This is a genomic window from Butyricicoccus pullicaecorum, assembly GCF_002160355.1.
Classification (GTDB): domain Bacteria; phylum Bacillota; class Clostridia; order Oscillospirales; family Butyricicoccaceae; genus Butyricicoccus; species Butyricicoccus pullicaecorum.
Genome location: NZ_NFKK01000025.1, coordinates 1 through 18,336, shown reverse-complemented (window position 1 = coordinate 18,336; position 18,336 = coordinate 1). Strand labels below are relative to the sequence as shown.

General features: G+C 60.8%; 25 protein-coding genes. All 25 read right to left on the bottom strand.

Translation table 11 applies throughout. The features are described from left to right. On the bottom strand, window positions 1-589 hold a 589-nt coding region (locus tag B5F17_RS13625), incomplete at its 3' end, for a putative phage tail protein (protein ID WP_143287750.1). Continuing rightward, window positions 582-1,643: a baseplate J/gp47 family protein gene (locus B5F17_RS13620; RefSeq protein WP_087374701.1), complete on the bottom strand. Its 1,062-nt coding sequence runs from the start codon at window positions 1,641-1,643 to the stop codon at window positions 582-584. The genes B5F17_RS13620 and B5F17_RS13625, both read right to left, overlap by 8 nt. Continuing rightward, complete coding sequence (locus B5F17_RS13615; protein WP_087374699.1) at window positions 1,636-2,070, bottom strand: DUF2634 domain-containing protein; 435 nt, start codon at window positions 2,068-2,070, stop codon at window positions 1,636-1,638. The genes B5F17_RS13620 and B5F17_RS13615 overlap by 8 nt, the downstream gene beginning before the upstream one ends. Before the next feature lie 10 nt (window positions 2,071-2,080). Beyond that, window positions 2,081-2,434 carry a DUF2577 family protein gene (locus tag B5F17_RS13610; RefSeq protein ID WP_087374696.1) on the bottom strand — a complete coding sequence of 118 codons (354 nt, stop codon included), beginning with the start codon at window positions 2,432-2,434 and terminating at the stop codon, window positions 2,081-2,083. Beyond that, entirely contained in the window at window positions 2,427-3,419 is a 993-nt protein-coding gene (locus B5F17_RS13605) for an XkdQ/YqbQ family protein (RefSeq protein ID WP_087374694.1), read from the bottom strand. The genes B5F17_RS13610 and B5F17_RS13605 overlap by 8 nt, the downstream gene beginning before the upstream one ends. 4 nt (window positions 3,420-3,423) lie before the next feature. Continuing rightward, window positions 3,424-4,086: a LysM peptidoglycan-binding domain-containing protein gene (locus B5F17_RS13600; protein WP_087374692.1), complete on the bottom strand. Its 663-nt coding sequence runs from the start codon at window positions 4,084-4,086 to the stop codon at window positions 3,424-3,426. Window positions 4,087-4,098: 12 nt separating this feature from the next. Continuing rightward, a complete protein-coding gene (locus B5F17_RS13595) occupies window positions 4,099-6,351 on the bottom strand; it encodes a tape measure protein (RefSeq protein WP_087374690.1) in 2,253 nt (750 codons plus the stop codon). A gap of 149 nt (window positions 6,352-6,500) precedes the next feature. Further along, window positions 6,501-6,875 carry a phage tail assembly chaperone gene (locus B5F17_RS13590; RefSeq protein ID WP_087374688.1) on the bottom strand — a complete coding sequence of 125 codons (375 nt, stop codon included), beginning with the start codon at window positions 6,873-6,875 and terminating at the stop codon, window positions 6,501-6,503. Window positions 6,876-6,890: 15 nt separating this feature from the next. After that, window positions 6,891-7,319, bottom strand: coding sequence for a phage tail tube protein (locus tag B5F17_RS13585; RefSeq protein ID WP_087374686.1), 429 nt, complete (start codon window positions 7,317-7,319; stop codon window positions 6,891-6,893). A 10-nt stretch (window positions 7,320-7,329) separates the two neighbouring features. Continuing rightward, window positions 7,330-8,406 (bottom strand): phage tail sheath subtilisin-like domain-containing protein, encoded by a 1,077-nt coding sequence (locus tag B5F17_RS13580; protein WP_087374684.1) that lies wholly within the window; start codon window positions 8,404-8,406, stop codon window positions 7,330-7,332. Next, window positions 8,403-8,876, bottom strand: coding sequence for a DUF6838 family protein (locus B5F17_RS13575; RefSeq protein ID WP_087374682.1), 474 nt, complete (start codon window positions 8,874-8,876; stop codon window positions 8,403-8,405). The genes B5F17_RS13580 and B5F17_RS13575 overlap by 4 nt, the downstream gene beginning before the upstream one ends. Next, on the bottom strand, window positions 8,873-9,379 hold the full coding sequence (locus B5F17_RS13570) for a hypothetical protein (RefSeq protein WP_087374680.1): 507 nt from the start codon (window positions 9,377-9,379) through the stop codon (window positions 8,873-8,875). Before B5F17_RS13570 ends, B5F17_RS13575 begins: the two co-directional genes overlap by 4 nt. Continuing rightward, window positions 9,379-9,981 (bottom strand): head-tail adaptor protein, encoded by a 603-nt coding sequence (locus B5F17_RS13565; RefSeq protein ID WP_087374678.1) that lies wholly within the window; start codon window positions 9,979-9,981, stop codon window positions 9,379-9,381. Before B5F17_RS13565 ends, B5F17_RS13570 begins: the two co-directional genes overlap by 1 nt. Next, complete coding sequence (locus B5F17_RS13560; protein ID WP_087374676.1) at window positions 9,971-10,258, bottom strand: head-tail connector protein; 288 nt, start codon at window positions 10,256-10,258, stop codon at window positions 9,971-9,973. Before B5F17_RS13560 ends, B5F17_RS13565 begins: the two co-directional genes overlap by 11 nt. Then, complete coding sequence (locus tag B5F17_RS13555; protein WP_087374674.1) at window positions 10,255-11,472, bottom strand: phage major capsid protein; 1,218 nt, start codon at window positions 11,470-11,472, stop codon at window positions 10,255-10,257. Before B5F17_RS13555 ends, B5F17_RS13560 begins: the two co-directional genes overlap by 4 nt. 21 nt (window positions 11,473-11,493) lie before the next feature. After that, a complete protein-coding gene (locus B5F17_RS13550; protein ID WP_087374672.1) occupies window positions 11,494-12,222 on the bottom strand; it encodes a Clp protease ClpP in 729 nt (242 codons plus the stop codon). Beyond that, window positions 12,219-13,457 (bottom strand): phage portal protein, encoded by a 1,239-nt coding sequence (locus B5F17_RS13545; protein WP_087374670.1) that lies wholly within the window; start codon window positions 13,455-13,457, stop codon window positions 12,219-12,221. Before B5F17_RS13545 ends, B5F17_RS13550 begins: the two co-directional genes overlap by 4 nt. Continuing rightward, window positions 13,454-13,639, bottom strand: a complete 186-nt coding sequence (locus B5F17_RS13540) for a hypothetical protein (RefSeq protein ID WP_087374669.1) — start codon at window positions 13,637-13,639, stop codon at window positions 13,454-13,456. Before B5F17_RS13540 ends, B5F17_RS13545 begins: the two co-directional genes overlap by 4 nt. A gap of 13 nt (window positions 13,640-13,652) precedes the next feature. After that, a complete protein-coding gene (locus B5F17_RS13535; protein ID WP_087374667.1) occupies window positions 13,653-15,461 on the bottom strand; it encodes a terminase large subunit in 1,809 nt (602 codons plus the stop codon). Continuing rightward, window positions 15,458-15,640: a hypothetical protein gene (locus B5F17_RS13530; protein ID WP_087374665.1), complete on the bottom strand. Its 183-nt coding sequence runs from the start codon at window positions 15,638-15,640 to the stop codon at window positions 15,458-15,460. The genes B5F17_RS13535 and B5F17_RS13530 overlap by 4 nt, the downstream gene beginning before the upstream one ends. A 142-nt stretch (window positions 15,641-15,782) precedes the next feature. Beyond that, window positions 15,783-16,277, bottom strand: coding sequence for a P27 family phage terminase small subunit (locus tag B5F17_RS13525; protein WP_087374664.1), 495 nt, complete (start codon window positions 16,275-16,277; stop codon window positions 15,783-15,785). A gap of 180 nt (window positions 16,278-16,457) precedes the next feature. Further along, window positions 16,458-16,823: an HNH endonuclease signature motif containing protein gene (locus B5F17_RS13520; RefSeq protein ID WP_087374662.1), complete on the bottom strand. Its 366-nt coding sequence runs from the start codon at window positions 16,821-16,823 to the stop codon at window positions 16,458-16,460. Next, window positions 16,813-17,103 (bottom strand): hypothetical protein, encoded by a 291-nt coding sequence (locus tag B5F17_RS13515; protein ID WP_087374660.1) that lies wholly within the window; start codon window positions 17,101-17,103, stop codon window positions 16,813-16,815. The genes B5F17_RS13520 and B5F17_RS13515 overlap by 11 nt, the downstream gene beginning before the upstream one ends. Window positions 17,104-17,186: 83 nt before the next feature. Beyond that, window positions 17,187-17,378: a cysteine-rich KTR domain-containing protein gene (locus B5F17_RS13510; RefSeq protein WP_242968772.1), complete on the bottom strand. Its 192-nt coding sequence runs from the start codon at window positions 17,376-17,378 to the stop codon at window positions 17,187-17,189. Window positions 17,379-17,469: 91 nt separating this feature from the next. Further along, window positions 17,470-18,222: a rolling circle replication-associated protein gene (locus tag B5F17_RS13505; protein WP_087374656.1), complete on the bottom strand. Its 753-nt coding sequence runs from the start codon at window positions 18,220-18,222 to the stop codon at window positions 17,470-17,472. Window positions 18,223-18,336: the final 114 nt, after the last annotated feature.

Below are 18,336 nucleotides of genomic sequence, written 5' to 3'. Positions count from 1 at the left end.
GTCTGAGGGTTGTTACGCTGCACATCACGCCGCCCGGATAGGCCGGGACAACGCCATAGGTCGGCAGGTATTGCGGCAGCTGAGTGGTCACAGGCGACGGCATCAATGCACCGCCGAGGTACAGGGTTGCCCGCTCAGTCGGAGCACTTACCTCTTGAACAAGTCCCAGGTGTGCAGGCAAAGCCTCGCGCAGCGACGTGCGGCAGGCTTCCACGCGATCCTGTCTGTCCCGGTCGAGCGTGTACGACACGCCCACCAGATACTCCCTCGGGTACTCGGTCACCTCGCAGCTGTCGTTTCCCGTGTAGGCGTTCACGATACGCTGAATCTGAGCGGCTGTCGTGGTGGCAGCGCCGCGCATTTTGGCTTTGAGTGCGGTTCTGCGTGCGTCCAGCGACTTACTTGCATCGGTCTGGATGCCGTATTCAAACTCCCACAGATCCAGTCCCCAAGTGGCGGTATCGACGTTCAGCTGTGCCAGAAAATCGACCGTCGCGTCATACGCCGCCTGCGTTTCTGGCTCTTCGGCCCCGATGACGGCCATCAGCTCAGGGATTTTGCGCAGGCGTTCGGGAATCAGTTCAGCCAACACCGGCACTCACCTCCACACTTTGCAGGACGGGCACCTGTCCGAGCGGCAAATCAATGTTATCCTGTCCGCCGTTTAGGGTCAGCGCGGTGTAATCGCGCACGCCGGGCACGCCCATGAGCAGGAACGCCAGCCGGTTATAGGATAAAAAAGGGTTGTCAAAGACGGTCTGGGCGATGTAATCCTGCACGGCAGCCTCGAATTTCTGCTGCACAGACGCAATCTGTGCGCCCTCGGTCAGCTGGACGGTGGCGGCAATGCGGATGTCCACACCCTGAGCACTCACGACCGTAACCTCTGCCCCGACCGCGCGTTTTTCCTCGATGTAGGCCGCGACCCGTTCGACCAGCTCCTCGTCCACGGGTTTGACCTCCATGCTGGCGACGATGACCTTGACCGTGCCCGGGCCGTCCCAGATCTCAATGCACCGCGCCGCGCCGATGCCCGTGACCGCCATCGCCCAGTGCTCGTAGTCGTACCGGTTGCTGCTGGTGGCAGGCTCGCGCCAGTGGGCGTACAGCCGGGCGAGCAGCGCCGCGTCGGTCTCCTCGTCCATGCCGCCCTCGGCTGGTTGTTTGTTCGTGACCGTGTCCAATTTGGACACCGGCTGCACGGGTTTGACAATGCGCTCCGCCGGGACGTTGTACAGCGTGCCCAGCTCGACCGCGGCTGCCGCCACGTCTGCCGTACCGGTCAGGCCGATGGTCACCGAGGACAGCGTCTCAAATTGCAGGCCGTCCTCGGTCGTAAACCGCGTGCCCGCCGGGACAAAACACCCCTGCGCACCGGTCAGCGTCAGCGTGACCGTCGCCTTATAGCCCGGTTTGCGCGTGATGCCGAACTCATTCGCACGCTTGTCGATGTAAATGCCCGAGGTCTCGTCTACAAACGAGATCGGGATTTGTGCGTCCAGCTTGTGATAGAACTCGCTGAGCACATAGGCGACCGGCTTGGTGTGCAGCTCGAAATAACTGCCCTCACCGGTCAAAAAATCGGCGTCCGTGCGCTCTCTGATCTGTTTTTGGATGCGCTCGGGCGTCATATCCTCATACAAGGTCGCTCACCTCCATCTGTACCATGCCGTAGATGCTCACAAGGTCAAATTTGACCGTGAGTTTGCCCGCGTAAAAGTCGACCGTCATATTATCCAGCCGCTTGACGTAGGGCGACGCCATCAGGCACTCGGTCACATACCGCCGCACCTCGGCGCGTTTGTAGTCCTCCGACCACGTCTGGCCGATCAGGCTGTCGATCTCGCTGCCGTAATTCCCGGTAAACAGCGGCCAGCGCCAGCGCTCGGTATGCAGCGCGTTCCACGCCCACACGGCGACCGCTTCGGCACGCTCGACAAAGACCGGCTGACCGCCCCGATACACCGGACGGTCGCGGACAAAGTCCCATTTGATTTCCCGCGCAACCGGCAGCGTCCGGACGGGCACAGTCACCGCCTGCGGGTCTAAAAAGGGAAAAATCTGTGCCATGTGTCCCTCCTTACGGCAGAATATCCACGAGGTAAATGCTCTGCTGGTCAGCCTTGGGCAGAATCAGTACGCGCTGACCGGTGCGCAGCGGGCTATGGATGATGAGCTGCACCCGATTCTGCGGAATGTCGTGCGCGTGACTTGCCGTGCAGGTCTGGGGACTGGTCTGCCACGAAACCGGCGTCACTTCCTCGGTGCGCTCGATCAGCTGCCGCGCGACCGTGATCTCGTCCCCGTAATAGGTCTGATCGCCCATCTGCACGGTCAGCGGCGCGAGTGCGGTCACAAAACCGATTGCAAACCCGTCTGTCGGGTCGGCTCTGGGGTTCATAGCGGCTGCAAGACCGCTGTATGTGTTATCCATCGTCGTCTTCCTCCTCTTCTTCGCCCGCGTCGCCCTCGCGCATCTCAGCCTGATAGGACAGCGTCAGCTTGGTCTCGTAAGTGCCCTTGCTCCAAGTGTGCGTGTCGCCGTCCACCCAGAATACGCCGAACTGGCCGGTGTACGGCTCTTGCAGCATGATGGTGTCGCCGGTCATCAGCCGTGCGTCGCCCAGAATGGTGACCGAGCAGGTGTTTTGCAGGGCGTTGTCTTTGAGCAGCGCTTCGGCTTCACTCTTTGCATCCCTGTCCTTTTCCTGCCTGACCTCACGGTGACGCATGCCGTACTGGTGTACCGCGTCCAAATCCTGCACCAGATCGACCGTCTTGCCGTCCTCGTCGATGATGGCGACATGATTTACCATGCCCTCGGCGCTCTGGCCATATTCCGCACGCTTGAGGTTCAGACCCGGTCTGACCAGAATGTCGGCAGTTTCCTTGCGCTCGACGATCTGCAAGGCAGCGCCGCGAAAGCGCTGCACGTACTTTTTGCCGGTCTGCTCGCTCGACAGCGTGTAGGCCGTGTCGATGATCTTGTAGATGGGCTGGCTGTTGAACCGGCGGCGGATAGGCACACCGGGCGCGGCCAGCGACCAGATGGGCACGCCGAACCGGGTGCACACAGTGGTCGTGATCGCGTCGGCGGTCTCGCCGTCAAAGCGGTAAGTGGCTTCGTTTTCCTTGAGGAACAAGCCGAAGTCAAAGGCGGTCACGCGCATGGCGGTGTCATCGGTCGCCTTGGACTTTTCTTCGACCAGTCCGTGAAAAATGTGCTGGTCCTGCTCGTACAGGTCAAGGACACCGCCCACCGGGATGAACACATAGGGCAAATTCGGGTCATTTGGCGACGCGATGGTGTAAAACTCCAGCGTGCGGCAGCAGCTGTCAAGATCGCCCGATAAGGTCATGGACTGCACCATGTTCGTGATGTCATAGGTGCCGTCGTCGTTTTGCATGGTCAGCTGCATCCGGTCAACCTCCCGTCAAAAGAGACTTTTCGGGCAGTTTGAGCGTGTCGCCGTCGTAGATCAGATTGGCGTTTTTGATGCCGTTGTAGTCTGCCAGCTTGTAGGCCAGCGTACCGTCGCCGTAGAACTTACGGCAGATGCCCCACAGGGTATCCCCCGACTGGATGGTGTACGACTGCTGGGTGACCGTGGGTGCGTCCCCGGTACGCGCTGCGCCCTGTACTTCCTCGTCGATGCGGATGGACGTGGACGAGGTCAGCTGCAAGCGGCGATAAGGCATGAGCGAGAGCACGGCGTACACGTCATTTGTGCCGTCCTGCTCGCCGTAGCGGATGTACTCGACCAGCACCTCACGCGACACCAGCGTGTCCGATACTACAAAGCGCAGCACCAGCTTTTCGTTTGCCGCCCGCTCGAAAAAGGTAATATAGGTGTTCGGCTGCGGCTGTGCGCCCGGGGTCAGAAAGGGATACTTTTGCGCCGGGAACATGCACTCGAGCGTAAACGCGTAGATGGACGGGAAACCCGCCAGCGCGTAGTCACCGAACTGGGTGAGGTTGACCACCTGCACGCCCTGGCCGGTCTCGACCTGGTAGCTCGATGGGGTGACGGGCAGAATGATTTCCTGCCCGCTCGCCACATCGTGAAAGATGAATTTGCGCAGCAACTGCCCACCTCCTTACGGCTTGCGCGTGATCTGCGCCAGACGAATCTGGTGCAAAAGCTCGGCTGCAATCTTCTGGATATCTGAATCGTCGCGCACCGAAAACGAGTTGCCAGTGATGACAATTTGGCCACCGGACGCAGGGGCCTTTGCGGCATCCTGTTCCCGCGCCTGACTGGCGGTCAGTACGCGCTCACCCTCGTGCAGAAGCGCCGGATAATCGTCGTAAGGGACGCGATTCAGACCAAAGGCGTTACTGCTACCGGTAGAAGTACCGCGCGAGGAAATATATCCACCTCCCAGCGTACCGCCACCTGTTGAGCCTGACTGCGTTAAAGTTGGCGTTGTATCCTCCGTTGAAGGTGAAAATTGCCGAATAGCCGAGGCAAGTCCTCGTGTATATGCCTGTCCGCTCTGCCAACCAGCATTCTCCCATGCTCCTGTCGAAGAAGCCTGCACATTTTCAATCAGTCCCAACTCGGCCGCGATAGACAAATCCTTACCCTCGGACTCCATGTAGACATTCTGCGCCAGCACTTCGGCTTCGGCCAGCAATGCGCCCATCTGCGCGCGGGCTTCTCGGCGTTCTTCTTCGTTTCCGCTCTCTGCCTGTGCAGACAATTCGGCATAGCGGTTTGCCATATCCTGTATCTGGGCTTCCAGCTCAGGATTATCAAAGTCCGGAATGACACCTTCCATCACGCCGGTCATGGTCTCTCGGTAGATTTCGTTCTTTGTGTTCTCTAGCTCAGCCTGCCATTCTCCCATGAGTGCATAAGCTTCCTGCATTTCCACGCCGGTCTCGCCGCCCAGAAAGTCAATCTGTGCTTGCAGGTCCTCTTTGCGGTTCTCATTGTATGCCGCACCAGCAGCGTTCATCAGCTCAGCTTGAGCGTCCTCCAGCGTGGACTGCAAGCCGCTCATGGTTTGACTCTGGTTCTGCATCGCGCCTGCAAAGCTGTCTGCCATCGATCGCAAAATCACGCGCGCGGCTTCCTCGCCCGCGATCTCGCCGTCCGAGATCATTTCATAGATGTCACCCTTGGATACACCATAGTTTTCCGCCAGTGCGCCGACGGCGTCAATGCCACGTTCCTGTAAGGGATTGATGTACTCGAGTGAGGTCTTGCCGGTCGCGTTCATGCGACCGATCGCGGTGGATACCTCGTTCATGTCCTGGGCAGCCATACCGAGTGCCGCGCCTGCATCGCCGACGATTTCCAACGTCGGCAGGATATGGTTCTCATCGTAACCGTAGGTGTTCAGAATCTTGGACATGCCGGTCAGGTCGTTATACTCGAACGGGGTTCGAGCAGCGACCGTGCGCAGATCGGACAGAAACTTACTGGCAATATCCTCCGAACCGAACAGCGTATTGAAAGAAATCTGGTCGGTCTCACGCTGGGCGGCGATGGCCGAGCCTGTACTGAGCATTTCCGTCTGTTTTGCCAGGGCATTCTCGGTGGACTCCTGCACGTAGGACTTAAAGGCCTCGTCCTTCTGCTCGTACACCTGCGTGCCACCCTGTGCCAGACCGATCACACCGCCTGCCAGCGCGCCGACCGCCGTGCCCACACCGGGCGCGATCGCCGTACCGATGGCAGCGCCCGAGGTCGCGCCGCTCAGTGTCGAGGAAAACAACGTGCTGCCGGTCGTGCCGTAGGCCGAGGACACAAAAGTGTTTGCAATGTCGGTCACGGCGTCGCCTACCATCTGCACGGCCCCGGCTTCGGCCAGCCGGTTAAAGCCCTGCTGGAGGGTCTGCCAACGGCTAGGCTGTGCCGGGTCTTGGTCTTGCTGTTGCTGCTGGTTCAAGCGGTTACGGTTTTCCTCCCCGCGGGACAGGTTCTCAATGTCGCGCTGGGTGCGCTGCGCCTGACGGGATACCGCGCCCAGATTGTCGCGCAGCTGGTTATACTGCATCTGCGCCGACTGCACGCGCGTCTGGGACTGTCCCAGAGCGGTATTCAGTTCGGTCAGCCGCTGGGCAGCGGTGTTTCTCTCCTCCGGCGTCGCAGCGTTATCCATGGCGTCCTGGGCACGCTGCGCCTCTTTTGCAAGGTTCTGGTACTCGCGCTGGGCGGTCTTGAGTGCGCGGCTGGCGTCCGTTACGTCGACTTGCAGGCTGACTCGGTTGGCGTTCAGCTGATCGAGTGTCTGCTGCAAACCGTCCACGTCGCGTGTAAACGGCTTGACCGCCTGCTGCATCCGGTTGATGGCGGTCGAGAAATTGTCCTGCGCCGACACCATAATGCTAACATCTGGCATCCGTCCTCACCCCTTTCTGTCCTCGATCTCTTGCAAGGCCATCGCCCGCAGGACGATGCGCTCGCCCCGCGGGATGGTCTGGAATTCGGACGGCAGCACGTGATGATGCTTAAACAGATAATACATCAGGTCTGCGTCGCCGTCCGTGGTCAGTTTTTTTGTACGTCCTCGACAAGCTCGACCGTCTTACGATGGTAACCCGACAGCGTGGAAATGCGCATGCTCAGCTCCTCGATCTCGCCCGCCGAAAACAGCTTTTTGACCAGTTCTGCCGGGGTCTCAGCGTCAAAATGCTCGCGCAGCGACCGGTCGCGCAGGTTGGGCGCCTTCACGCCTGCAAGCACGGTATGTACAGCAAAATCCCGGTTGCGTGCGCGAAGGTCTGCAACCTGGTTAAAGGTGAGCTGACGCAGCTCGAGCGTGAGCGGCTTGCCGTCCGGCATCACGAGGCGCGGGATGGTGACCGTTTCGGTCTTGGGCTCGGGCAGGGTCAGTGCCAGCAGGGTCTCAATGGTGGTAGACATAAATAAAATCCTCCTTTATGCGGGGTCGATCTTGTCAAGGAACTTGTGACGGGTGAACGTGAACGGATGGGTGGTCGTGCCCAGCTTGCCCTGAGACCAGTCGGCAAGCGTCTGGTCGTCCCAGGACACGTTATAGATGGCCACACGCTCGGCACCGTAGGCGTCCGGGTCGGCCAGCTTGGTGATGATGGTCGAGCGCACGTCACGGCCCTGCAGGATCATGTCGCTTTTTTCGCTCATACGGCTGTATACCTTGTTGAGCGTGATCGAGCCGGTGCCGTCTACGCTGACCACCTTCTTGTCGTTGGCCATCTGCCCGCACATGGGCACGGTCTCCTTGTTGTAGGTATATTTGGCCTGACAGGCGGTGCACTCGGCGACCAGCTCGCCGTCAATCCACACCTCACCCCAGGTACCAGAAATGACTCTCTTTGCAGAATCCATGTTATCCTCCTTAAATGTTGGCCTCGATGTCGATCTCCTCGATGGCGTCCAGGATGGTGACCGAAATCTTGATGAACACCTTGTCGCCGGTGTCCGCGCGGCGAATTTCATCGTCGATCATGGCGGACACGTCCACGCCGATGCTCTTGAGGTAGGCGCGGGTCTTTTCCAGATTGATCTCGACCGTCCAGCCCTCGGCGATCAGGTCGTCATTATAGAGCTGCTCCAGATAGCCATCGATGGCGGTCATCAGCAGGCACTTGTTGTCGTAGCTGTTCGGGTACTTGCCGATGTAGCTGTCCTCTGCCGTCTGGCGGATGTCCTGCTCCATCATGTGCATGCACTCGACGATCTTGATCTTCTGAAACGCCGTGCCCTTGCCGTCGATGGTGGTGACAAACGAGTTGATGCCGCGGCCAACCTTGACCTTCTGCCCGTCGTGAATCAGGATGAACTTGCCCGCCGCAATGGCCGCGTCGCCCTCCTCACGGGTCAGGCGTGCGCAGTCGGCAAGCTCGGGCAGCGGGGCATAGGTACACGAGATCTTCATGGGCGTACCCGCGATCAGACCTGCAATACGGCTGCACATCTGCGCGGCGTTCAGCTTGGTGTGTGCGTCGTCGCCCAGGTCACAGTCGTCGGTGGTCATGTTGATGATGCACTCGTGATCGGCCCCGGTATCGGGCAGGACGGCCTTATAGATCGCGTGGTTGTTGTCGCGCTGGTTTTTAATCCAGGTCGCCACCGCCTGCGCTTCCTCGCTCGAGGTGTCCGGCGGGCCTGCCATATAGTCAAACTTCTGTGTGGCAAGGTAGGCAAGACCCTCGGTCAGATCGTCCTCGGTGGATGCGCCCACGCGCACCAGCACCTTCTGGGGCGGTTTGGTGTAGCCGATCAGCGCACGGCTGATGTAAGCCTTGTTGTCCGCGCTCAGACCCTCCGGGATGTCGGTCGCGTCATAGATCGTGTAAGTCTTGGCAGCTTCCTCGCTGCCGCGCAGCAAAAGTGCGACCGTGCCCTTCTGCGAGCGCTCAATAGCCGCGATGCCCGCGGTCTGAAATGCAATGGTAATCGAGGGTAATTTCATGCGGTTCCTCCTCCGTTATTTCTTACTTGTGTGACGATGTCCAGACCCTTTGCCGCAGGCGGCTGCTCGGTCTTGCGCTGCGGGCGGTCATCGAACCAGTGCAGCGTCACCTTGATCACAGACGCAGCCTCGACGCGCTCACTTGCCAGCTTGTCGATGTGCAGCGCACGGTCACCCACCGGCAGCACGCCCAGACTGAGTTCTTCCATCAGGCGGTCGGTCTCCTCGCTCAGCCGGTCGGTGTCGGCCTCGTAGTGGTCATCGACTGCGTCGTTGATCTGCACACCGAATACCTGCTTGAGTTCCACCGTATACCGGTTGCCGCCGATCTCCTCCCGTGGTTCGGCCACCAAAAACAGGCTTGGACGCGTGAACTGTTCGGGCCACGCGTCGCGGTAGGTCGTGCGTCCGGGGAAGCACTGGGCAGTCAGGTCGTTGAGCGCGTCCATGATGTCTTTCTGTGTGGTCATTCGCTCAGCTCCCTCGCGATCTCGTCCGCCCATCGCTCGGCGGCTTGGGTCAACAGGCGAGCGGCCGCCGCGTGTGCTTTGTGGTAGAATCCACGGCCATTGACAAAGGATAAAGGCGGAATCATACCGTACTGCCGCCTGCGCCGACGTGTACGAGCGCTCACACCATACCCAGCGCGTCCAACGCGATGACCATTCTCGACGTAGTTGGTAATGGCGCCCGCACCGTTCACGCCTTTGGGTGTCTCAGCCGCACGGATGGCCGCATAGCCGCCCTTCGAGCCGATGTACTTGGTCTGCCACCGGCGCAGCGTGCCGCGCTCGTGGTATTCACCATGGCCTAGATCGTGACCTTTGACGCTGATCGGTGCGCGATGGCGCACATCGTCCAGCAAAGTCTCACCCAGACGCTCATGCAGCGCACGCTGCTGGTCGGGTGCATCCCGGACAATCTGCTGCATGCGCTCGGACAAGCGCCGCAGGTCGCGGCTGATTTCCTGCATTACGCATCCTCCTTGCGCATCACTTCGTACTCGTTCTTGTATGGGTCTAACGTGTGTCCAATTTGGACACAAAAGGCGTCCTCCCCGATCGTCACGACCTCACCCATGCGCAGCGCCACCGCCTTGGGCGTGACCAGCACATAGGTGGTCTCGGTCACGTCCTGCGGGGTCAGGCTGTCAAATTTCAGGTATTTTTCGGTCATGCAGGCCGGGAACGTGTAAACTTTGGTCTCGGTCAGGGTCGGACGGTTATGGCGTGCGTCGGTCGTGACCTCCTTGCGGCTGACCGCGCACAGAACCGGTGTGATGGCTGCCGCCTCGACCGTCTGATACAGCCGGTCGGTATCCAGATCGATCTTGGTCAAAAACAGGTGCTGACCGTCCAGCAGCATGGCATGGTGCAGGGTCAGGTCATCGCGTCGGCGCAGTTTGAGCTGCACCGACCGCACGCCGATGCCAACCTTGGAAAACAGGTTGCTGCCCTTGGGATAGCTGACCGCCGCCCGAAAGGCAGCGGTCTTTTGCCAGGCACAGCCGTCCGGCTGCTCACTGAGAGTCAGCAAATGCACCCGCTCGCGTAAGATTCCGGCGTTATGCTTCACTTCCTCTCACCCCCTTGGCTTTGAGCTGGTTTATGACCTGACGCAGGCCGAGCGGCAGATCGGTGAGGTTTGTATCTACCGCCTGCCGGTTGTCATACCAGTGCAGGGTCAGCGCGGACACTGCGAGCGCATAGCGTGCGTCTACCGGTTCGCCCGGATGGATGCCCGCGTCGGCCAGATAGCCCTCGGCCGCCTCGATCAGCGTCGTAATGAGTGCGTCATCCCCGTCATCCGTCACCTGCATGTACGCCTTGACGTCCGCGAGCGCACAGATCATGCGCCCGCACCGGTCAGGGACAGTGTGCGCTTGAGCGCCGCCGCGCCGTCGGTCTTGATCTCGTCCATGCGCATGATGGCGCGCGCCTCGGTCGAGTTGGTGCCCCACGCGCTGCCGCCGATGTTGGTGGTGGCAAGCTCCATGTTCTGGCGGCGAATGAGCGTGCCGTACTGCGAGAGGTCACCGATGTAGACCGGCGCCTTTTCGCTGTCGTTTGCCAGCAGCGAGTCGGACAGGGCAACGACCGGGCGGCCGCCGAACAGCATGCGCTTAGGCTGGGTCGGGTCAGGCTGGAGCAGGTAGCGGCCATTCTTGTCGGTGATGTTGTCGAGCACGTTATAGCCCGACTGGTTGGTGACCATGACCGAAGTCTGCGAGATTGCCGGGTCAAGGCCGGTATTGAGCGCCGTTTTAAGGCCCTTCATTTCCTCGCCTGCCGGGATGTCGGTCGCGGACAGCGCAGCCAGCAGCGCAAGCAGGTTAATATTCTCGGTCAGAACCGCCTTGCGGCCCATCCAATTCGCCAGATACATCATCAGACCCGCGGTCTCGTCGGCCAGCAGGTCATTGGACAGCGGCACGATGAGCGCGTAGTCCTCGACGGTAAAATCGACGCGCTGGAACTTGGGCTGGTCGTCCTTTCCGATGTTGCCCATCTCGGCAACCTTGGTAAAGCCCTTGGTCGGCGTGGTGTCGTAGACGCGGAAGCCGGTGCGGCTGTTCGTCACCTCGGTGGTGAAGTAATCGGCAAGCGCGACCTGCTGACGGCGCACCTCGTGGATTCGGGTCTGCATATCGGCCGGCACCAGGAAGCCGCCGTCTGCGCCCTCCGGACTGCCGCCGGTCTCCTGCAAGGCGTTCATCAGCATGGAAATGCGCTCATCGCCGCGGTTCACAATCGGGTTCAGACCCAGACGCATTGCCATGCAGAAGGTGCGGGCATACTCACGCGAGGCCAGCATGTCGGTCACGGACTTCGGCAGCTGGTCGCGCTGCTGGGGCTGGATGCCGCCCTGCGACTCGCCGTCCTGGTATCGCGCCATCTCGTTGATGAGCGCCTGCTGCGCGTCGATCTGGTCAACCAGCGCCGCGGCCTGATCCATGGCGGTCTTGTAGGCGTTCATATCATCGCGACCCAGCGCGTCCTGTGCGTTCTTCAGAAAGCCCGCACGCTCGTGCTTTAAGTCGTACAGTTTCTGGTGTAAGTTTGCCATAAGGGGTGTTCCTCCTTGTTGTCAGATAATGCGCGTAAGCTCCAACGCAAGCTGGGCCTCGGCGCGCGTGTGTGTTTCGTCCGGTGTGGGTTCCGACTGGGTGTGCGCCTTGGCGTAAGCCTCGCGCAGCTTGTCCATGTCGGGCAGACCGCCATTCATCAGACCGCCGCCCATGCAGTTCATGACCTGCGCGGGTGTGATCGGGCTGTTCTGCCCGATGATCTGGTCGATGAGGCCCATTTCCTTGGCCTCGTCGGCGGTCAGAAAGGTCTCGGCCTTCATCTTGGCTTTGAGCGCAGCGCGGGTGATTCTGCCCCCGCACTTGGCGGCGTAGGCGTTGATGATGCTCTCGGTCGCGGCTTGCAGCATACCCAGACTTTCGCGGTGGGCAACCTCGTTGCCCTCGGTCACCGTGCTGGGCAGATGAATCATCACCTGTCCGACCGGCGTGCAGCAGGCGGTCTGCACGCCTGCCAGCAGGATGGATGCCGCCGACCCGGCAAGACTCTGCACCTCGGCGCGGGTGGGCACCTCAGCGGCCACGAGCAGGCTGTACATCTCAAACCCGGCGTACAGGCTGCCGCCGCCTGAGTTGATTTCCAGCGTCAGCGTGTCCCCCGGCGGGGTGTTTGCGATCGCGTCCCGGATGTCCTGCGGGCACACCATGCGGAACACCTTGTCCAGACCGAAAAAGCGCACGATGCCCGCGTCCTCGTCCGACGCGATCATGCCGTTTACGGATACTCTCACGTTTTCTCACCTCCCTTGTTTCGTGCCACGGATAACTCGTCGAACCGTTCGAGTGGGATATAATTGAGCGACGCATTGCGGGTGTCGCCGCCCGGTACGTCGGGCAGATCCTCCAGCGCGCGCACATCGTTGACCGAATACGGGCCGATCTCGCGCATGACCTTGTACCAGTTGGCTCGGGCTGCCAAGTCTCCGCGCAGTTCGGCGTTCTGATTGACCCGGATGCGCAGGTTTTGCCGCCGTTCGCTCTCAAACAGCAGCTTGTAGGTGTATTCCTGCTCATACTGGGTCAAGACCGGCATCAGGGTGTCGTTTACATACTCGATGGCGTTCTGTTCATTCGATGAATACGACTGTTTTCCGGCATTGAGCTTGTACAGCGGCATGGCGAAAAACCGGCTGATGTCCTCGACCGTGACCCCCTTGGACTCGATGAACTGGCTGTCCTTGTTGGTGATGCCGATGGGCTGATACTTGGTGCCCAGGTCGAGCACAGCCACGCGAAAGGCGTTGTCCGCGCCGCTGTGAATGCGCTCCCACTCTTCCCGGATGGCATCACGGTTCGGCTTTGACAGGTCGGTCTCGGTCGTGAGCACGCCGGGCACCTGCGTGCCCTTGGCGTAGTAGTTCATCTCGTACTGCTGCGCCTGCCGTCCGGTCAGGATGACCTCGGCGGCGTACCGCAAGACCGAAATGCCCTCGATGCCATCCCGCGAAAAGCCCTTGAAGTGCAGCACATCGGCGGGCGGCAGCTTGTACACCCGTCCGGTGCGCGGCATACGCACCATGTACCACAGCGCACCCGCGCTGTCCAGCCACGGATTCACCAGCTCATTTTGCAGCGGAATGAGTTCCACCGGCTCGAGCGTCACCGAGTCGCGCACGATATAGGCGTAGCCGTTGCCGGTCAGCAGCCGCTCGGTTTCCAGCATTTTCTTGAAGGTTGCCGCCGTCATCAGCTCATTGGGCCGAATGGTCAGCAGCGGCAAAACCGGGTGATCGGTCACCCGCTCGCGTGTCACACCGTCCATGAGGTAGAGCGGCAGCTTGGCGACTGAATTGGATATACCGTCCACCGCACGGAACACCGCGCTGAGCTTGAGCGCACTGTCGGGCGACGGTGTACCGCCCACGAGATTCACGCCCCAGCCGGTCGGGTCGGCCATCGTCAGCACCGGGTCACTCACCGGTGCGCCTGCGTTCCGCGCCCGGCGGAACAGGGTATCTACAATCAAGGTGCATCCCTCCCTTTGTCGTCATCCGGTGGTTTGGCGGCGAACAGCCAGCCTGCCAGCCAGAACATGCCGCCGATCACGGCGAAGCCCAGCGCGGGCGCGATCAAAAAGGCCGCGTGCTGGATGCACAGCGCCCCCGCCACGATGCAGGCATCCGAGGCAAATCCCCAAAGTTTGCGCATGTTGTCTCCTTTCTCACATGCCGAAGTCGCCAGCCGCGATTTTCTCGGCGAGTGTGCGTTTCTTGGGCTGGTCGATGCGCACGAGCAGCCGCGCCAACGCGTTGAGCGTGGCCGCCAGCGGGTCGATGCGTTCCGAGTCGTCCTTGTGGCGCTTGCTGAGCTTGATGTCTCCGAAGTTGTTGACCACCTCGATGGCGTTGCTCATACACCATAGCGCCAGCGGGCTGTACTCGATGACCAGCTTGCCTTGCAAGAGCAATTCACGGAAGCGCTTGGTTGCCTGGTTGAGTCCGGCGCAGGTCTGCGCAATCTCGACCACCTTGTCCTCGCCGCGCTCCTCGCGCATCTGGATGGCAAGGTCGGTCGCGTTGTGGCCGTCGTAGTCGATCTCCTCAACCTGCCAGCCATGTTCCCGCTCGCCCTCGCAAATCCAGTTGTTCACATAGCTGTTGTCGGTCACGTCGCCCGGCGTGAGCGTGACATATCCATTCTCTGCCCACGACAGATATTGCACGCGGTCGGTCTTTTCGTGCCAGGATGCCCGATTTTCTGGCAGGAATCCCTGCATCTTGACCGCAAACCGTCCGTCTGGCAGCGCCCACACCGCACCCGCGCCGGTCAGATCGACCCGCTTGCCGAGGTCATAACCACAGTGGCAGGGCTTGCCGTCGGTCAGTTTGGCAAATTCCGCCCGCGGCACCATCGCCGCCCGCGCCAAGGTCAAAAGCCGTTCGTCAAAGTATCGGTTGACGCTCGCCGCCTGCCAGCGGCACATGCGGCGGGTCAGAAACTTGCGGATTTTCTCCGGGTCGCCCGACTCGTAGGCGGTCACATACTCGCTCTCGATCTGGCTGCGCAGCGTCTCGGCGTACAGGTCAGCCCCTCGCAAAATGGGGTTTGCCTTGACCCAGCAGCGCTTATCGTGCGGGTTGTCGCCGTCGTCGATCTCGCGGATCATAATGAAATACCGCTGCTCCTTGTCCTGCGTTTCGGGTTCTTGCAGCACACGCTTGCAGTATTCCTCTTCCTTGTAGCACGGCTTGTGCGCCGCGTCGTCGCCCGCCGTCGTGATGACGTCCAGAAGCGGCTGACGGCGCTTACCGAACGAGTTAAAGCCCAGATCATAGATCTCTGAGGTCTCGTGCGCGTGGTACTCGTCCACGACGAAGTAGGACGGTGCGCCCGAGTCCTTGTTTTTTGTGTCCTTGGACAGCGGACGCATCAGGCCGCCGCGCGTGCGGTGGTAGGCGATGGTTTTCTTGATGACCATGCGCTTTGCGATAGAGGGAGACTTTGCCCCGATCTTTTTGGCGTCGCCATAGACGCGCTTGGCCTGCTCGCGGTCTACCGCCGCGCACTCGACCTCGGGTTCCATCTCAAATTCGGCAAGTTCGGGCTGATAGGGTGGGTACAGCACGTCGGCGCACATGTGATACAGGCATTGACCGGATTTTTCCGTGCTCTTGACGTTGCCGCGCCCGCGCTTGTTGTAGGTGCGGTTGAAGCGCCGCACACCGGTGTCACGATGCACCCAGCCGTAGGTCACGCCCAGGTCAAACACCTGCCAGTCCAACAGCCGGATGGGCTGACCGGCCAGCGGGCCGCGCACCTGCGGGCACTTAAGGAACCAGCGCACAATGCGGTCGGCACGGGTCTCGTCAAAAATCCACGGGAAATCATCGGTGCCCTGTCGTTTGAGGTCATCCAGATGGCGCTGGCAGGCTAAAATCTCCCATTTGCAGCACGATTGCCGCAGTTTGCCCTGCGTCACCTGCTTGGCATAGACCGCGCACGCATGGTGCAGGCCGGTCGATTTTCTCACGGGGCATCCCTCCCCCGGATGAGGTCAGCAAGGCACTCGAGCGGACAGTGCGCCGGGCGCGTAACACCGCTTGCGGGCTGACCGGTCAGCGTGCAGCGCAGGCCGTAGGGGTCGGGCATGTCGCACGCGCGGCAGGTATCGGGCAGGGTCTCTACAACAAAGTGGGTTTTGTGTTCCATGGTTTCCTCCTTGTGTCCAATTTGGACACCGCTTTTGCGGCTTTGCGCTGGGGACACACCTTTGCAGCCGTGGCACGGCGCAGGGTTAGGGCGCACGCCCCCATTTCATTCATAAACGGGCAATCCCGCCAGCACCGCGCCCTCATCCGAACAAATCCTCGTCCGGGTCGGCAATCTGGTTCTCTGCCCGGCGGCGCGCAATACGGAACCGGCCGGACGGGGTCAGACCCAGCTTGTCGGCGTATTGCAGGATTTGGCGCTCGAGCGTCGCAATCGTTTTTGCCAGGCTTGCCGCCTGGTCGAGAAAGTCGGACGCGTGCTTGTCGTCCGCCTTGACCGCTTTGTTGTAGGCTCTGACCGCGCTCTTGCGCAGCCGCTCCAGCTCGTTGCGGCGCGACAGCTGCACGCAGTACAGGCCCAACACCTCGCTGTCCAGATCGTCCAGCAGCTCGATGCCCTCCATGCGCTCGATGGTCTGATTCCAGAACTTCTTCGCCGTCGTATCGGACACGAACTTTGGACAGGTCAGGGTCACTTCGTCGCGCTGGATACTCTGCTCGGCTTCCAGCCGCGCTTCGCGCTCTTCGTTTGTCATGTGCCGCGTCATGTTCTCGGTGCGGCTCACCGGTGTCGGCATCTGCGTTCACCTCCTTTGGGTTGCTTGATGCGGGATATTTTCGAGGGGAAGAAGGCCACGCGGTTCTGTCCATTTTTCCCAAGTAAAACTTTTTTGACCCCGGGCTACTCCCTGAGAGACCGCCCGCGCACAGGCGCAGGTCGGCCGCGTGCGCAGGCGTCGCGCGTGACGTAGCCAGCGTCAGCCGTTTTCCTGCATGGATGCGTTGAGTTCACGCATGGTTTTCGCGCTGTGGCAGGTGTGACACAGGCTTTGCAGGTTGGCAGGGTCTACAAACAGCGACCAGCGCCCGCGGTGCGGCGTGATGTGATCGACCTCGGTCGCACGCTCGCGCTTGCCCTGGGCAGCGCACACCCGGCAGAATGGCTCGCGTAAGAGCTGCTGCGGCCGCAGCTGGCGTGTCCAGACCCGCAACTTGTACCAGTCGTGCCATGCGGCACTCGTCCGGCGTGCTTTGGCAAGGCCGCGGTGCTGGTCGCAGTAGCCCTCGCGCGTCAGGTTGGCGCATCCCGGTGCACGGCAGGGTCTGAGCGGTTTACTCGCCATGCCGCGCCCCCTTGCCGCCCGGACAGTCACAGTCCGGCCAGACCGCGCCATGCTTATGGCTGCCGCGCTCGCGGATAATCTGCTGCATCTCGATGATGCGACGGGTCAGGCTGGCAAGTTCCAGCCGCATGACCTCGCACGCACGGTCAAGTCGCATACGCTGGACGATGTTGCGGCTCTCGGCCGCCTGCGCACGGTTGCGCCCGATCGCCTCTTCCAAGCGGCGCTGAGCCTCGGTGTATTCACAGATCAGGACATCTAGGCTTTTCCATTCGGCCATTTCGACCCACCTCCTCGTTTTTGGGCAAACAAAAAGAGCCAACCAACGCAGACGCACACTTGGTGCATCTCTCGTTAGTCGGCTCAGGCTCTCTGGCTCAGGCTCACGCCATCATAGTCGATGACGGACTCTTGCTTACACTGACGACACAGCAGCGGGAATTCAATCAGCCGCGTGCCCGGTCGGACTGGCATGAACTTCTTGCCGCACTTCGGGCAGCAGATCCAGACCTTTCCGTTTTCGTCAGTCCTTATTCTCTTGTCTCTATTATACACGCTCTCGCCCTCCTCGTAAAGCGCCCGCGCACGCATTCTCCATTGTGTTCCATAAGATATACTGGGTTTCAAGCCCGAAAAATATAAGACCTTATGCTGTTTTCCTCGGTTTCGACCGTCTTGGGCGTGTCTTGCGTTCCGGCCGTCTGTCCGGCAGCAGGTACTTGAGGTACTTGACCTCGCCCCACTGATTGACCATGCTGTCGCTGTCGAGCACGGTCGCGCCCGGCGGTGCGCACAGCGTCACGTCATCCGGCACCCAGCCGCTTTCCCGTTCGGGTTTTTTGAGTCCCCGGCTGGGCGTCCAGCTGCGCAGGCCGTTCGGTGAGCCGTGCTCGCGCGGCTCCTTGGTCAGGTACTTGGCCAGCGCCTCATAGCCGTAGGCGTCCACATACTCAATGTGCACCTCGCCGTGCGGCCACAGGCTTTGCAGGGTTTCCAAGTCCCCGCCCGTGCCGTCGATCACGACATGGTGATGCAATCGCTTGTCGCCGTGCACGCCCTCGGTCACATAGACATAGCGCAGGGATTGACCGGCCAGGCGGCGAGCCTTGCGCAGCTGCACCCAGAACCGCTTGATCTTATCCACCGCGCCGTCCCGGTCATCCGGCAGATGATCGTCGTCATAGGTCAGCGTGACCACCAGATCGCGCGGCGTGAAGTTCGACGCCAGCAGCAGTTCGAGCTTCTGCCAGGCGTATTTCATGTTCATTCGCTGGCGCGCAGCCGTCGAGCACTTGGTCTTGGCTGCCCTGGCTTCCGGGCTGTCTGATGGGTGCACGGTCGAATACACCGCTGCGTACACCAGCCGCCCCGCCCGGATGACTTTTCTTCGTTTTGCCATCCCCTCTCCTTTCCGTGTCCAAATTGGACACTTTTCTGCAAAAGGGTATAAAAATGCGGGGCTCAGCCCCGCACAGTGCCTTATTTTATTCTTGCCCAACTCGGTGTTGGGGTG